Raw genomic sequence first — 14,039 nt, 5'->3', positions numbered from 1 at the left:
AAGCTTTTTTTAACCGCTATTAACACACTAAACAGGGGGTTATAAAATCTGTTTATGTCTCATCAACCACAGCCTCCTTGTCACAATTCGCCCCACCGTGCCGTAACGAATCTTTGTCGTTAACTGCAATAATTTTGCTATCTCTTTGCCCTGCAACCCGCAACATTGCTGGTATTTCGCCTTTTCCCCACCCTCAAATTTAGTCGGTAACAATAACGTTAGCTGACGAATCATCTTGATAAAAATCAAAAATAAATACGCTTGTAACGCCTTGCGTATTGAATCGATGGTGGTATTTCATATATAACTCAAATGATAATCATGATCATTCTCAATTTGATAAGAGTTCTCATATGATGCCAAGGATCACCACCAGGCCGTGTCTTTTTTCCCCACTAACGTTATGTATTTCAGCCGTGGCCTCTGCCGCGAAGACCACGGTAAATCATATCCCCATGAAAAAACTGTTTACGGCAGTACTGGCTCTTAGCTGGGCTTTTAGCGCAACGGCGACCGAACGTATCGTGGTTGCTGGAGGGTCACTGACGGAACTGATCTACGCGATGGGTGCTGGCAACCGCGTGGTTGGTGTCGATGAAACGACATCTTATCCACCAGAAACCGCCAAACTGCCGCATATTGGCTACTGGAAGCAACTGAGCAGTGAAGGCATTTTGTCACTTCGCCCGGATAGCGTAATTACCTGGCAGGATGCCGGGCCGCAAATTGTGCTCGACCAGCTACGGGCGCAGAAGGTCAACGTCGTCACCCTACCGCGTGTGCCCGCCACCCTTGAGCAGATGTACGCCAACATTCGCCAACTGGCGAAAACGTTACAGGTTCCTGAACAAGGCGACGCGCTGGTGACACAGATCAACCAACGCCTGGAGCGGGTACAGCAAAGCGTGGCGGCCAAAAAAGCTCCGGTTAAAGCGATGTTTATTCTCTCCGCAGGCGGCAGTGCGCCACAGGTTGCCGGTAAAGGCAGCGTCGCAGACGCCATTCTGTCGCTTGCCGGTGCAGAAAACGTCGCTACCCACCAGCAGTACAAAAGCTACAGCGCGGAATCGCTGATTGCGGCTAACCCTGAAGTGATTGTCGTCACCTCACAAATGGTCGATGGCGATATTAATCGGCTGCGTTCTATTGCCGGAATTACCCACACCGCCGCCTGGAAGAACCAGCGCATTATCACCGTTGATCAAAACCTGATTCTGGGAATGGGCCCGCGTATTGCTGATGTCGTTGAATCTTTACACCAGCAGCTTTGGCCGCAATAAACGGATTTAAATCAGACGTATGAACATGAAAAACACCCTGGATCTCACGCCACATTTTGCTTTAGACGGAGACCAGCCATTTAAAGACAGGCGCGCCATGATGCCGTTTCGTGGAGCCATTCCGGTCGCCAAAGAACAACTGGCACAAACCTGGCAAGAGATGATTGGTCAAACGACTTCACCTCGTAAACGACTGGTTTATCTGCATATTCCTTTTTGCGCGACACACTGCACGTTTTGTGGTTTTTATCAGAATCGTTTTAACGAAGATGCGTGCGCTCGTTACACCGACGCCCTGATTCGTGAAATAGAAATGGAAGCAGACAGCGTATTGCATCAGTCAGCCCCCATCCACGCGGTCTATTTCGGTGGCGGCACGCCTTCCGCGCTCTCTGCGCGCGATTTGTCCAGAATCATCACCACACTACGAGAGAAATTACCGCTGGCACCCGATTGTGAAATCACCATTGAAGGCCGGGTACTGAATTTTGATGCTGACCGAATCGATGCTTGCCTTGACGCAGGAGCAAATCGTTTCTCGATTGGTATTCAGTCATTTAACAGCAAAATTCGCAAGAAAATGGCCCGCACCTCGGATGGCCCAACCGCCATTGCGTTTATGGAAAGCCTGGTCAAACGCGACCGTGCTGCGGTGGTGTGCGATCTGCTGTTCGGCCTGCCAGGTCAGGATGCGCAAACCTGGGGAGAAGATCTGGCTATTGCCCGCGATATCGGTCTCGATGGTGTCGATCTCTATGCGCTCAATGTCCTGCCCAACACGCCGCTGGGCAAAGCCGTGGAAAACGGGCGCACTACCGTGCCCTCTCCGGCAGAACGTCGCGATCTCTATCTGCAAGGGTGTGACTTCATGGACGATGCCGGTTGGCGCTGCATCAGTAACAGCCACTGGGGTCGCACCACACGCGAACGTAATCTCTATAACCTGCTGATTAAACAGGGTGCCGATTGTCTGGCCTTTGGTTCCGGCGCTGGCGGTTCGGTTAATGGTTACTCCTGGATGAACGAACGTAATCTTCAGACCTGGCATGAATCCGTCGCGGCAGGCAAAAAACCGCTGATGATGATCATGCGTAACGCCGAACGTAACGCGCAGTGGCGTCATACCTTGCAGTCGGGCATTGAAACGGCGCGTGTACCACTGGACGAACTTACGCCACATGCCGAAAAACTCGCGCCGTTACTGGCTCAGTGGCACCAAAAAGGCTTAAGCCGCGATGCTTCAACTTGCCTGCGGCTGACCAATGAAGGTCGTTTCTGGGCAAGCAATATTTTGCAGTCTCTTAATGAACTGATTCAGGTACTTAATGCGCCAGCGATTGCGCTTGGAAAACCATAACAGGAGTGATTTATGAGCCATGTCTCGTTACAGGAATTTTTGAAAACGGAGCCAGACGGTACGCTGGAAGCGATCGCCGAACAATACAACACCACACTGCTGGAGGTAGTGAAAAATCTGCCCTCTCCGACGGTCGTGTCAGGCGATAAATTCGATACTGTCTGGGATACCGTCTGCGAATGGGGCAACGTCACCACGCTGGTGCATACTGCCGATGTGATCCTTGAATTTAGCGGAGAACTGCCTTCGGGTTTCCATCGTCACGGCTATTTCAACCTACGCGGAAAGCACGGCATGTCCGGGCATATCAAAGCAGAAAACTGCACGCATATTGCCTTGATCGAACGTAAATTCATGGGCATGGACACTGCCTCTATTCTCTTTTTCAATAAGGAAGGCAGCGCCATGCTGAAAATCTTCCTCGGCAGGGATGACCATCGTCAACTCCTGAGCGAACAAGTCAGCGCCTTCCATGCTCTGGCGGCATCTCTGAAGGAACATGCCTGATGACGCCGTGGCTACTCTTTGGCGCAGGCGGAAAGGGAGTTGGAGCCAGAACGCTTGCACTGGTGCTGGCGGAACAACGTCCGGTCGTTGCTGTCGTTCGCCGTACAGACGCTGCGGCTAAACTGGCACAACAAGGTGTGCAGGTTTTTACAGGCGACGCCTGTGATGCCAACGTGGTCGCAGCGGCCTGCCGCGCGGCAGGCCCGGATGCGCTTGTAATCTCAACAATGGGTGGCGCACAGGATTATCTGGCGCACAGAACAGTGATTGATGAGGCCGAAAAGGCCGGTATCAAGCGCATGATTCTGGTGACCTCTTTGGGATGCGGAGATAGCTGGCCGTTTTTATCAGATCGCGCCAAAGCCGCATTTGGTCAGGCAGTACGGGAAAAAACGCTGGCGGAAAGCTGGCTGCAAACCAGCCAACTTGACTACGCCATTCTCCGTCCAGGCGGTCTGCTTGATGGCGCAGCAACGGGTAAAGCGTTACGGATACAAAATCAGGAATGCCATGGTTTTGTCCGCCGTGCCGATGTCGCTGCACATATTGCTGAACTGGCCAGTCAGCCGACACTCAACAAGCAGATCTACAGTCTGATTGAACCAGATCTGAAACCAGCGTAATCCCCTCCCGGCGCGGAATATCCGCGCCGTAATGTCGTAATGGAGTTTTGCGTGCTCAAGGATTCATTTTCTTCCGCCAGTGTTTTTATGGGGCTATCACTATTATTGCTTGCTCTGGTGCTGTTCGGTGCCAGTCAGGGAGCGTTAAAGATCAGTTTTGATGCCCTTTTTGATGAGGAATACCGCGATATCTGGCTGAATATTCGCCTGCCTCGCGTTTTACTGGCAGTGCTGGTAGGCGCAGCGTTGGCAACCGCCGGGGTGATTATGCAGGGGCTTTTTCGCAACCCAATGGCTGACCCAGGATTACTTGGCGTCAGTAGCGGTTCTGCATTAATGGTTGGCGTTGCTATTGTGCTACCCTTCTCCTTCCCTGTGGTGCTGGTGCTCTATGAGCAAATGGTGTTTGCCATCGCCGGCAGTTTAGTGGTCTGTACCGTCATTTTTCTCATCACACAGCGCCATCGCGATGGCAGCATGATGCAATTGTTACTGGCCGGGATCGCCATCAATGCCCTGTGCGGTGCGGCGATCGGCATACTGAGCTATATCGGCGATGAACAGCAGCTACGACAACTGACATTATGGATGATGGGTAATCTCGGTCAGGCGCAATGGCCGACGTTATTGGTCGCCAGTTCATTCATTCTGCCAGCCATTATGGCAACAACCTGTCTCGCCGGAACGCTAAATTTACTCCAGCTTGGTGATGAAGAAGCCCATTACCTCGGCGTCAACGTAAAGCGTAAACGCCAGCAATTACTGTTGATTAGCTCACTGCTGGTTGGCGCTGCCGTATCGGTAAGCGGCATTATCGGCTTTATTGGCCTGGTGATCCCGCATCTGATTCGCATGACGACCGGGGCAAATCACCGCTGGTTAATCCCTTGCTCTGCCCTCGCCGGTGCCTGTTTATTGCTGATGGCAGACACGCTTGCCCGCACGCTGGTACAGCCAGCAGAAATGCCCGTGGGATTATTAACCAGTCTGCTTGGCGGCCCTTATTTTATGTGGTTGATTCTGCGTAACCGGAGGATCACATGATCAGCGCCAAAAACCTGGTTTATAGCCTTCATGGACGGCGTCTGACTGATAATGTCTCGCTGACTTTTCCCGGCGGAGAAATTGTTGCCATTCTCGGCCCTAATGGCGCGGGAAAATCCACGCTGCTTCGCCAGCTAACCGGCTACCTTCAACCTGATAGCGGCGAATGCCGGTTGTTTAATAAGCCATTAAATGAATGGTCAATCACCGAACTGGCGAAACACCGGGCCGTGATGCGTCAAAATAGCCACATGGAATTTCCATTCAGCGTACAGGAAGTTATCCAGATGGGGCGGCATCCGCATCGTACCGGCAATCAGAGTGGTGAAACGGTGCAGATTATGGCGTTATGCGACTGTCAGGCACTCGCTAACCGCGACTACCGGCAATTATCCGGCGGTGAACAACAGCGTGTGCAATTGGCTCGCCTGCTGGTGCAACTCTGGGAACCTGTCCCCTCACCGAAATGGTTATTTCTTGATGAACCGACGTCGGCGCTGGATATTCACCATCAACAACATCTGTTTCGTTTATTACGCCAGTTAGTTCGCGAACGGCAATTTAACGTCTGCTGCGTATTGCACGATCTTAATCTTGCAGCCCGTTATGCTGACCGTGTTGTTTTGATGCAAAAAGGAAAGGTTGTCGCAAATGGCAAACCGCAGGACGTATTGACACAACAGGCGCTGACAATGCTCTATGGCGCGGATATTACCGTGTTAAAAGATCCTGCCAACCACTCACCACTGATCGTCCTCGATCATTAAAACCAACAGGAGTACCGCTCTGGTACTCCTGCCGAATAAATAACGATACAGATTAGCTAATTGAAACGCCTTTCACCCCTACCATGCCTTTTAATAATCGCAACAGGTCTTCTATCGACGTCGTGGCATGAAGCTGGATATCAATGGAAACCACGTCATGATCTTCATTTTCCTGCAACGAAACTAAATCTGTTTTTATTTTCTGCTGCTTAAACCAGTCGAGCATTGATACCGTATTACCGTTCACTAACGTCAGCTGTAAATGGTAATTTTTGTTCATCAGGCGGAAGGTTAATTGATGGAAGACTTCCAGCACCAGCAAGGTCATCACGGAACCGTAAATCCCCAGTTCATACATGCCGCTACCAATCACCATACCAATGGCTGCCGTTACCCAAATATCCGCAGCGGTCGTTAAACCGACAATATTTTGATTGCGAACGAGGATGTTCCCCGCACCGATAAATCCGACGCCAGTGACGACCTGAGCGGCAATACGGCTGGGATCAAGCCCGACATGATCCAACGCCAGCACATCAGCAAAACCATATTTCGACACAATCATGAACAGCGCACTGCCCATGCCAATCAAGACATGAGTACGTAAACCAGCACCCTTGCCGCGTATTTGCCTTTCTATGCCAATAGCACCACAAACAATTGCGGCCAGGATCAAACGAATAATAAATTCGGTAGTCATATAAAAACGCAAAAAGGAGCAGCAAGATGGCTCGGCTTGCTACTCCTTTTTACTTTATTCCTGTTAATTCGGCAGGACATTTGCCAATTTATCTTTAAAGGTATACAAATTTTTCTGCGGATTTTTCTTACAATATTCAATCACTTTAGGGATCTGAGTCAGGTCAGTTTCATTTAAGGTTACAGTATCGCCACCTTTATAAACCGTTTCTTCATGCAGCATCCACCATGCAACAGGTGTCATCGCTTTCGGATTCAGGTCAATAAATTCCTGACAAGTCATATCTTTAGCCGATTCATTAGCTGCCAGTGCAGATTGCGCATTAACCAGTGACAGTGCCGCTACAGCGCCAACGAAAACAATGGCTTTACGTAGAGATGCAATATTCATTTTACAACCCATTCAATAAATAATTGATATATGAACAGGAGGATTACCTGCTTTATAAGCAAGATATTCCGGCCTGTTCAATATTTAAGGAAATACGATGTAACGCATTCCCGTAATTACATATCTTTCTTAATTTTGTCCCATTCGCCTTTAACTTTATCTTTAAAGCTGGCTTTTTTATCCTGGGTACAAGCCTGAACGATCGCAGGGGTTACGGTTGCAATACCCTGAACATCTAAAACCGCATCTTCCGGTTTGTCTTTATTATTCAGAGCTTCAGCAAAACCGACAGCAGTCGGCTGGAAGGATTCGTCTACAGCCAGGAAGTCTTCACAGGTCCAGGAGTTGACAGGTTTTTTATTGTCAGCTGCTTTTTGCGCATCGGCTGCATTGCTCACTACAGGTAGAAGAAGCAGCCCACCAAGAATAACGCCTAATACTTTTTTCATCGTAATATCCTCAACTATAAAGTGAAAGAGCCGTCACGAATCAATTTCGACATTGAGGTTATAACCTGGATTTCTGGGTATGTCATGTTGAGACAAAATATCAAAATCAGATATTTTTATTCTAATACAACAAGTTACACGGTCATCAAGCACGGTAATTAGGAAATTTTTATTAAATCAACTGCATTCTCAGATGCATTTTTGGCATAGATTGATAGCAGGGGTTTTCCTTCTTAAATTTATAGGGTGGTTCTATGTTATATATAGATAAGGCAACAATTTTGAAGTTTGATCTGGATATGCTTAAGAAGCATCGCAGAGCGATCCAGTTTATTGCAGTACTGCTGTTCATCGTCGGTTTACTGTGTATCAGTTTCCCGTTTGTTTCTGGTGATATTCTAAGCACAGTAGTGGGCGTATTATTAATCTGCTCGGGCATTGCACTTATTGTTGGATTATTCAGCAACCGCAGTCATAATTTCTGGCCTGTATTATCGGGGTTCCTCGTGGCAGTAGCCTATTTATTGATCGGCTATTTCTTTATCCGCGCACCGGAGCTAGGGATTTTCGCCATTGCAGCGTTTATTGCGGGTCTGTTCTGCGTCGCAGGGGTTATTCGCCTGATGAGCTGGTATCGTCAGCGTTCAATGAAAGGTAGCTGGCTACAACTCGTTATTGGTGTGCTGGATATCGTCATTGCCTGGATATTCCTTGGCGCAACACCGATGGTTTCTGTGACATTGGTATCTACCCTGGTAGGGATCGAACTCATATTTAGCGCCGCCAGCCTGTTCAGTTTTGCTAGTTTGTTCGTTAAAAAATAATAACTAGCCGACGTATCTCCGCTCTATTTTTTAGCCTGCCTCATAGTCACGCACAATGATTATGAGGTGGCTAATACCCACACCACCGCATGGCTACTTTGATAAAACACGTACTATCGTTGAAATAAATCGCGCACAGCGATTAAATCAACTATATGAAATTTTTGTATTTTTTATTTATTTCACGGCGAATTAGCCATTTCAAACATTATCATGGCTGATATTTTTCGTTGTCAGGTTTAATGTTTTAGAAGTGCTGTGAGAAAGTGAACTGAAGGTTCCATAAACATCGATGCTATAGGTAGATAAACAAATATTACAGAGTTTATTTTTTCACTATCAATGCACTAAAAGAAAGCTGGCAATCCAATTGCCAGCTTAAATAGAAACAAGGAGACTCAATATTTAAATCGGATTACGCTTTAACTTTAGTAATATTCTTCAGAGATCACAAATGGATTATTTATAACTTATTCTTGGGTAGAAGTCCGCAGCGTGTTAATGTTTTGTTTATTAATTACAAATCAATAACAACCAGGAATCTTACCTAGGATCAATATATGGACCAGATGATGGCTAAATCTGAAGTTTTGATTAGTGTTAATAGACGTATTAGTTCACGAAGGGCAAGGTTCTTATAGGCGTTTACTATATTGAACACCATATTCGGACATGGATGTAAATAATGAAAAGGACAGCATGTTCGAAACGATAACGGCTAAGGAGCAAGTTATGATTTTTCTCATGACGAAGGATTCTTTTCTTTTACAGGGCTTTTTGCAGTTGAAAGATAATCACGAAATGATAAAAATCAATTCCCTGTCAGAGCTCAAAAGCATAGGCAACAAACCATTCAAGGTGATCATTGATACCTATCATAATCATATCCTTGATGAAGAAGCTATTAAGTTTCTTGAGAAATTAGATGCCGAAAGAATCATTGTTCTGGCACCTTATCACATCAGTAAACTGAAAAGTCAGTCGCCTATTTATTTTATCAGCCGCAAAGAAAGTATTAAAAACCTGATTGATATTACTTATGGAAAACACTTACCCCATAAGAATTCTCAATTATGTTTCTCGCATAATCAATTCAAAATTATGCAACTGATTCTGAAAAACAAAAATGAAAGTAATATCACATCAACACTAAATATTTCGCAGCAAACGTTAAAGATCCAGAAATTCAATATCATGTACAAGCTGAAACTGAGACGTATGAGCGACATCGTGACTCTGGGAATTTCTTCTTATTTTTAATAAGGCGCCGAAGTGACCCAGCGATAATTGTTTGAAATTAATGGCTGGCATGACGAGGGATGCAAATGCTGACTCCATTACTCCCGGTGATAACCCAAGGAGAAGCGAAAACGAATTTATTCCCCTGGTTTGTGTATCCACCAGTAGAAACCTTCGTTGCCCGGATGCAGACAGAGACTGTCGGCAGAACGGCAACATTTTTTTTGCCATTAACATCACGATATTGGTCGCTCTGCCTACATGCTCTCTCACAGGCTTACAAGCTCATGACTTGCATTATGCCGCTGGTCTGTAAATCCCTCATACCTCTCCCCGCACGCAATTCAAAGAACCGTTATTTCTCACGAGTTTTCAGGGACTAAAATGAACAGAAAAAGAATACTGTTAATACCGTTGTTATTCTGCGGCGCGATACTCACCGCCTGCGATGACAAATCGACGGAAAATGCCGCCGCGATGACACCTGAAGTGGGTGTGGTGACACTCTCTCCCGGTTCGGTCAATGTGATGAGCGAACTGCCCGGCAGAACTGTTCCTTATGAAGTTGCTGAGATACGCCCCCAGGTAGGCGGCATTATCATTAAACGCAACTTTATCGAAGGCGATAAAGTTAACCAGGGCGACTCGCTGTATCAGATTGATCCTGCACCTTTACAGGCAGAGCTGAACTCCGCCAAAGGTTCGCTGGCGAAAGCTCTCTCCACCGCCAGCAATGCCCGCATCACCTTTAACCGCCAGGCATCGTTGCTGAGGACCAACTACGTTAGCCGTCAGGATTACGACACCGCGCGCACCCAACTGAATGAAGCAGAAGCCAACGTCACCGTCGCCAAAGCGGCTGTTGAGCAGGCGACGATCAATCTGCAATACGCAAATGTCACCTCGCCGATTACGGGCGTCAGCGGAAAATCGTCGGTGACCGTCGGCGCATTAGTTACTGCTAATCAAGCTGATTCCCTGGTTACCGTGCAGCGTCTTGACCCGATTTATGTCGATCTCACCCAGTCAGTGCAAGATTTTTTGCGCATGAAAGAGGAAGTCGCCAGTGGGCAGATCAAACAGGTTCAGGGCAGTACGCCTGTGCAGCTTAATCTGGAAAATGGCAAACGTTACAGCCAGACCGGCACGCTGAAATTTTCCGACCCGACGGTAGATGAAACCACGGGTTCCGTCACGTTGCGTGCGATTTTCCCCAATCCAAATGGTGACTTACTGCCAGGCATGTACGTCACAGCATTAGTGGATGAAGGTAGCCGCCAGAATGTGTTACTGGTGCCGCAGGAAGGTGTTACCCACAACGCTCAGGGTAAAGCGACGGCGCTCATTCTGGATAAAGACGATGTCGTGCAGTTACGCGAAATTGACGCGACCAAAGCTATCGGAAACCAGTGGATTGTTACCTCTGGCCTGCAAGCTGGCGATCGGGTGATCGTTTCCGGTTTGCAACGCATACATCCGGGTATCAAGGCACGCGCAATTTCCTCCAGCCAGGAAAACGCCAGCACCGAATCGAAACAATAACGTTGCAGGCTTAAGGGGACTTTCATGGCTAACTATTTTATTGATCGCCCGGTTTTTGCCTGGGTACTTGCCATTATTTTGATGCTCGCAGGCGGTCTGGCGATCATGAACTTACCGGTTGCGCAGTATCCGCAGATTGCGCCGCCGACCATCACCGTCAGCGCCACCTATCCGGGCGCTGATGCGCAAACGGTAGAAGACTCAGTCACTCAGGTGATTGAGCAAAATATGAATGGGCTTGATGGCCTGATGTATATGTCATCAACCAGCGATGCAGCAGGTAATGCATCCATCACCCTGACCTTTGAGACGGGAACATCGCCCGATATCGCGCAGGTTCAGGTACAAAATAAACTGCAACTCGCCATGCCATCGCTCCCCGAAGCGGTACAGCAACAAGGAATTAGCGTCAATAAATCGAGCAGCAATATCCTGATGGTGGCGGCGTTTATCTCTGATAACGGCAGCCTCAACCAGTACGACATCGCGGACTATGTGGCTTCTAATATTAAAGATCCACTCAGCCGTACCGCAGGTGTCGGTAGCGTACAGCTCTTTGGTTCAGAGTACGCCATGCGTATCTGGCTGGACCCGCAAAAACTCAATAAATACAATCTCGTTCCTTCTGATGTTATTTCCCAAATCAAAGTACAAAACAACCAGATTTCCGGCGGTCAACTGGGGGGGATGCCACAGGCGGCAGACCAGCAACTGAATGCCTCAATCATTGTGCAGACGCGCCTACAAACGCCGGAAGAATTTGGCAAAATCCTGCTGAAAGTTCAGCAAGATGGTTCGCAAGTATTGCTGCGCGACGTTGCTCGCGTCGAGCTGGGGGCGGAAGATTATTCCACCGTGGCGCGCTATAACGGCAAACCTGCCGCCGGTATCGCCATCAAACTGGCTACCGGGGCAAACGCGCTCGATACCTCGCGGGCAGTAAAAGCAGAACTCAACCGCTTATCAGCCTATTTCCCCGCCAGCCTGAAGACGGTTTATCCTTACGACACTACGCCGTTTATCCAAATTTCAATTCAGGAAGTTTTCAAAACGCTGGTTGAGGCGATCATCCTCGTCTTCCTGGTCATGTATCTGTTTTTACAGAACATTCGCGCTACGATTATCCCGACTATCGCCGTGCCGGTGGTTATTCTCGGTACGTTCGCGATTTTGTCGGCGGTCGGTTTTACCATCAACACCCTCACCATGTTCGGGATGGTGTTAGCTATAGGGCTTCTGGTGGATGACGCCATCGTGGTGGTGGAAAACGTCGAGCGCGTGATAGCGGAAGATAAGCTACCGCCGCAGGAAGCGACGCATAAATCGATGGGGCAAATCCAGCGTGCGTTGGTCGGGATTGCCGTTGTTCTGTCCGCCGTGTTTATGCCAATGGCCTTTATGAGCGGCGCGACCGGGGAAATTTATCGCCAGTTCTCCATTACGCTGATTTCCTCCATGTTGCTTTCGGTGTTTGTGGCGATGAGCCTGACCCCGGCACTTTGCGCCACCATTCTGAAAGCCGCACCGGAAGGTGGTCACAAACCGAACGCCTTGTTCGAACGCTTCAACCATCTGTTTGAAAAATCGACTCAGCACTATACCGACAGCACCCGCTCACTGCTGCGTTGCACTGGTCGCTATATGGTGGTTTACCTACTGATTTGTGCCGGGATGGCGGTACTGTTCCTGCGGACACCGACCTCTTTCTTACCGGAAGAGGATCAGGGGGTCTTTATGACCACCGCGCAGTTACCGTCAGGTTCCACCATGGTTAACACCACGAAAGTGCTGCAACAGGTGACTGATTACTATCTGACCAAAGAGAAAAATAATGTCCAGTCGGTGTTTACCGTTGGTGGCTTTGGCTTCAGTGGTCAGGGGCAAAACAACGGTCTGGCGTTTATCAGCCTCAAGCCGTGGTCTGAACGCGTCGGCGAAGAAAACTCGGTGACCGCAATCATTCAGCGGGCAATGGTGGCTCTGAGCAGTATCAATAAAGCGATGATTTTCCCGTTCAACTTACCTGCGGTAGCGGAGCTGGGTACAGCATCAGGTTTTGATATGGAACTACTGGACAACGGCAACCTGGGGCACGAAAAGCTGACCCAGGCGAGAAACGAGTTGTTGTCGCTGGCAGCACAATCACCCGATCAGGTAACAGCGGTTCGCCCGAACGGCCTGGAAGATACGCCGATGTTCAAAGTGAACGTCAACGCCGCGAAAGCCGAAGCGATGGGCGTGGAACTGTCTGATATCAACCAGACCCTCTCTACCGCCTTCGGCAGTAGCTACGTCAACGACTTCCTCAATCAGGGGCGTGTGAAAAAAGTGTATGTCCAGGCTGGAACGCCCTTCCGTATGCTGCCAGACAACATCAACCAATGGTATGTACGCAACGCCTCTGGCACGATGGCTCCGCTTTCTGCCTATTCTTCAACAGAATGGACCTACGGTTCGCCGCGACTGGAACGTTACAACGGCATTCCGTCGATGGAGATTTTAGGGGAAGCCGCTGCCGGGAAAAGTACCGGTGACGCGATGAAATTTATGGCGGATCTGGTCGCTAAACTTCCGGCGGGCGTCGGCTACTCCTGGACCGGGCTGTCATATCAGGAAGCGTTATCCTCCAACCAGGCTCCCGCACTGTATGCCATTTCACTGGTCGTGGTGTTCCTCGCCCTCGCCGCGCTGTATGAAAGCTGGTCAATTCCGTTCTCGGTGATGTTAGTTGTACCGTTGGGTGTCATTGGTGCATTACTGGCAACTGACCTGCGCGGCTTAAGCAATGACGTCTACTTCCAGGTCGGGTTGCTGACCACCATCGGGCTTTCCGCCAAGAACGCCATCCTGATCGTCGAATTTGCGGTTGAGATGATGCAGAAAGAAGGGAAGACGCCGGTAGAAGCGATTATCGAAGCGGCGCGGATGCGTTTACGCCCAATCCTCATGACCTCTCTGGCCTTTATTCTTGGCGTACTGCCGCTGGTTATCAGTCATGGCGCAGGTTCCGGCGCACAAAACGCGGTAGGTACAGGCGTTATGGGGGGGATGTTTGCAGCAACTGTGCTGGCAATTTACTTCGTTCCCGTCTTTTTCGTCGTTGTGGAACATCTCTTTGCCCGCTTTAAAAAAGCGTAACGTATGAATGAGAGTAAGGTTGAACATGAGCGTTCGGCCTTACTCTTTCCTCGCAACCACTCACTACTCAACAACCAGCTAATCGTGAGGAATACCAGACTTAACAAACAGCAGTGAAAGTAGAAACCACTCCAGCCATTGGTCATCAATTTGAACAGCACAATACAGACCAGCATTCC

At 48.8% G+C, this 14,039-nt stretch carries 13 protein-coding genes and 1 pseudogene; 10 read left to right on the top strand and 4 right to left on the bottom strand.

The genetic code is table 11. The annotated features are described in order from the left end of the window. Nucleotides 1-356: 356 nt before the first annotated feature. From shuT to WES_RS19760, 6 genes are read left to right on the top strand one after another with little or no spacing between them, the layout of a single operon-like run. On the top strand, nt 357-1,280 hold the full coding sequence (shuT, locus tag WES_RS19735) for a heme ABC transporter substrate-binding protein ShuT (RefSeq protein WP_024191052.1): 924 nt from the start codon (nt 357-359) through the stop codon (nt 1,278-1,280). 19 nt (nt 1,281-1,299) lie between these two features. Further along, the gene (gene hutW, locus WES_RS19740; protein ID WP_016158882.1) at nt 1,300-2,637 is read left to right on the top strand and encodes a heme anaerobic degradation radical SAM methyltransferase ChuW/HutW; all 1,338 of its coding nucleotides are present in this window, start codon (nt 1,300-1,302) and stop codon (nt 2,635-2,637) included. Between the two features lie 12 nt (nt 2,638-2,649). Beyond that, nucleotides 2,650-3,144, top strand: coding sequence for a heme utilization cystosolic carrier protein HutX (gene hutX, locus WES_RS19745; RefSeq protein WP_000020032.1), 495 nt, complete (start codon nt 2,650-2,652; stop codon nt 3,142-3,144). Beyond that, nucleotides 3,144-3,767, top strand: coding sequence for an anaerobilin reductase (gene chuY / locus WES_RS19750; protein ID WP_016158881.1), 624 nt, complete (start codon nt 3,144-3,146; stop codon nt 3,765-3,767). Before hutX ends, chuY begins: the two co-directional genes overlap by 1 nt. Before the next feature lie 51 nt (nt 3,768-3,818). Further along, complete coding sequence (gene shuU / locus WES_RS19755; RefSeq protein WP_000910395.1) at nt 3,819-4,811, top strand: heme ABC transporter permease ShuU/ChuU; 993 nt, start codon at nt 3,819-3,821, stop codon at nt 4,809-4,811. Then, nucleotides 4,808-5,578, top strand: a complete 771-nt coding sequence (locus tag WES_RS19760; protein ID WP_016158880.1) for a heme ABC transporter ATP-binding protein — start codon at nt 4,808-4,810, stop codon at nt 5,576-5,578. Before shuU ends, WES_RS19760 begins: the two co-directional genes overlap by 4 nt. A gap of 52 nt (nt 5,579-5,630) precedes the next feature. On the opposite strand, the gene WES_RS19765 is transcribed toward WES_RS19760, so the two are convergent. From WES_RS19765 to hdeA, 3 genes are all read right to left on the bottom strand, one after another. Continuing rightward, on the bottom strand, nt 5,631-6,278 hold the full coding sequence (locus WES_RS19765) for an MgtC/SapB family protein (protein WP_016158879.1): 648 nt from the start codon (nt 6,276-6,278) through the stop codon (nt 5,631-5,633). Nucleotides 6,279-6,341: 63 nt separating this feature from the next. Next, nucleotides 6,342-6,668 carry an acid-activated periplasmic chaperone HdeB gene (gene hdeB / locus WES_RS19770; protein WP_016158878.1) on the bottom strand — a complete coding sequence of 109 codons (327 nt, stop codon included), beginning with the start codon at nt 6,666-6,668 and terminating at the stop codon, nt 6,342-6,344. A gap of 116 nt (nt 6,669-6,784) precedes the next feature. Then, nucleotides 6,785-7,117, bottom strand: coding sequence for an acid-activated periplasmic chaperone HdeA (gene hdeA, locus WES_RS19775; RefSeq protein ID WP_000756548.1), 333 nt, complete (start codon nt 7,115-7,117; stop codon nt 6,785-6,787). Nucleotides 7,118-7,371: 254 nt separating this feature from the next. Between hdeA and hdeD the strand changes: the two genes are divergently transcribed. Both hdeD and gadE read left to right on the top strand, forming a co-directional pair. Further along, entirely contained in the window at nt 7,372-7,941 is a 570-nt protein-coding gene (gene hdeD / locus WES_RS19780) for an acid-resistance protein HdeD (RefSeq protein WP_000965661.1), read from the top strand. 732 nt (nt 7,942-8,673) lie between these two features. After that, on the top strand, nt 8,674-9,201 hold the full coding sequence (gene gadE, locus WES_RS19785) for an acid resistance transcriptional activator GadE (protein ID WP_000576683.1): 528 nt from the start codon (nt 8,674-8,676) through the stop codon (nt 9,199-9,201). 37 nt (nt 9,202-9,238) lie between these two features. On the opposite strand, the pseudogene WES_RS24630 reads toward gadE, so the two are convergent. Beyond that, nucleotides 9,239-9,505: pseudogene (locus tag WES_RS24630) on the bottom strand (hypothetical protein). A gap of 107 nt (nt 9,506-9,612) precedes the next feature. Here WES_RS24630 and mdtE point away from each other — a divergent pair. Together mdtE and mdtF are read left to right on the top strand one after the other, a co-directional pair. Further along, a complete protein-coding gene (gene mdtE / locus WES_RS19790) occupies nt 9,613-10,722 on the top strand; it encodes a multidrug transporter subunit MdtE (RefSeq protein ID WP_309476820.1) in 1,110 nt (369 codons plus the stop codon). A 24-nt stretch (nt 10,723-10,746) separates the two neighbouring features. After that, a complete protein-coding gene (gene mdtF / locus WES_RS19795) occupies nt 10,747-13,860 on the top strand; it encodes a multidrug efflux pump RND permease MdtF (RefSeq protein WP_000024839.1) in 3,114 nt (1,037 codons plus the stop codon). The last annotated feature ends 179 nt before the right edge of the window (nt 13,861-14,039 follow it).

Origin of the sequence: Escherichia sp. KTE31 (assembly GCF_000407925.1) — a bacterium.
Lineage (GTDB): Bacteria > Pseudomonadota > Gammaproteobacteria > Enterobacterales > Enterobacteriaceae > Escherichia > Escherichia ruysiae.
The sequence above is the reverse complement of the archived record's forward strand: the minus strand, read 5'-3'. Positions and strand labels throughout refer to the sequence as shown.

What these genes read in the sequence shown, in the direction of transcription:
- shuT (WP_024191052.1), top strand. Translation starts at nt 357, where the DNA reads ATGCCAAGGATCACCACCAGGCCGTGTCTTTTTTCCCCACTAACGTTA.
- hutW (WP_016158882.1), top strand. Translation starts at nt 1,300, where the DNA reads ATGAACATGAAAAACACCCTGGATCTCACGCCACATTTTGCTTTAGAC.
- hutX (WP_000020032.1), top strand. Translation starts at nt 2,650, where the DNA reads ATGAGCCATGTCTCGTTACAGGAATTTTTGAAAACGGAGCCAGACGGT.
- chuY (WP_016158881.1), top strand. Translation starts at nt 3,144, where the DNA reads ATGACGCCGTGGCTACTCTTTGGCGCAGGCGGAAAGGGAGTTGGAGCC.
- WES_RS19760 (WP_016158880.1), top strand. Translation starts at nt 4,808, where the DNA reads ATGATCAGCGCCAAAAACCTGGTTTATAGCCTTCATGGACGGCGTCTG.
- WES_RS19765 (WP_016158879.1), bottom strand. Translation starts at nt 6,278, where the DNA reads ATGACTACCGAATTTATTATTCGTTTGATCCTGGCCGCAATTGTTTGT.
- hdeB (WP_016158878.1), bottom strand. Translation starts at nt 6,668, where the DNA reads ATGAATATTGCATCTCTACGTAAAGCCATTGTTTTCGTTGGCGCTGTA.
- hdeA (WP_000756548.1), bottom strand. Translation starts at nt 7,117, where the DNA reads ATGAAAAAAGTATTAGGCGTTATTCTTGGTGGGCTGCTTCTTCTACCT.
- hdeD (WP_000965661.1), top strand. Translation starts at nt 7,372, where the DNA reads ATGTTATATATAGATAAGGCAACAATTTTGAAGTTTGATCTGGATATG.
- gadE (WP_000576683.1), top strand. Translation starts at nt 8,674, where the DNA reads ATGATTTTTCTCATGACGAAGGATTCTTTTCTTTTACAGGGCTTTTTG.
- mdtF (WP_000024839.1), top strand. Translation starts at nt 10,747, where the DNA reads ATGGCTAACTATTTTATTGATCGCCCGGTTTTTGCCTGGGTACTTGCC.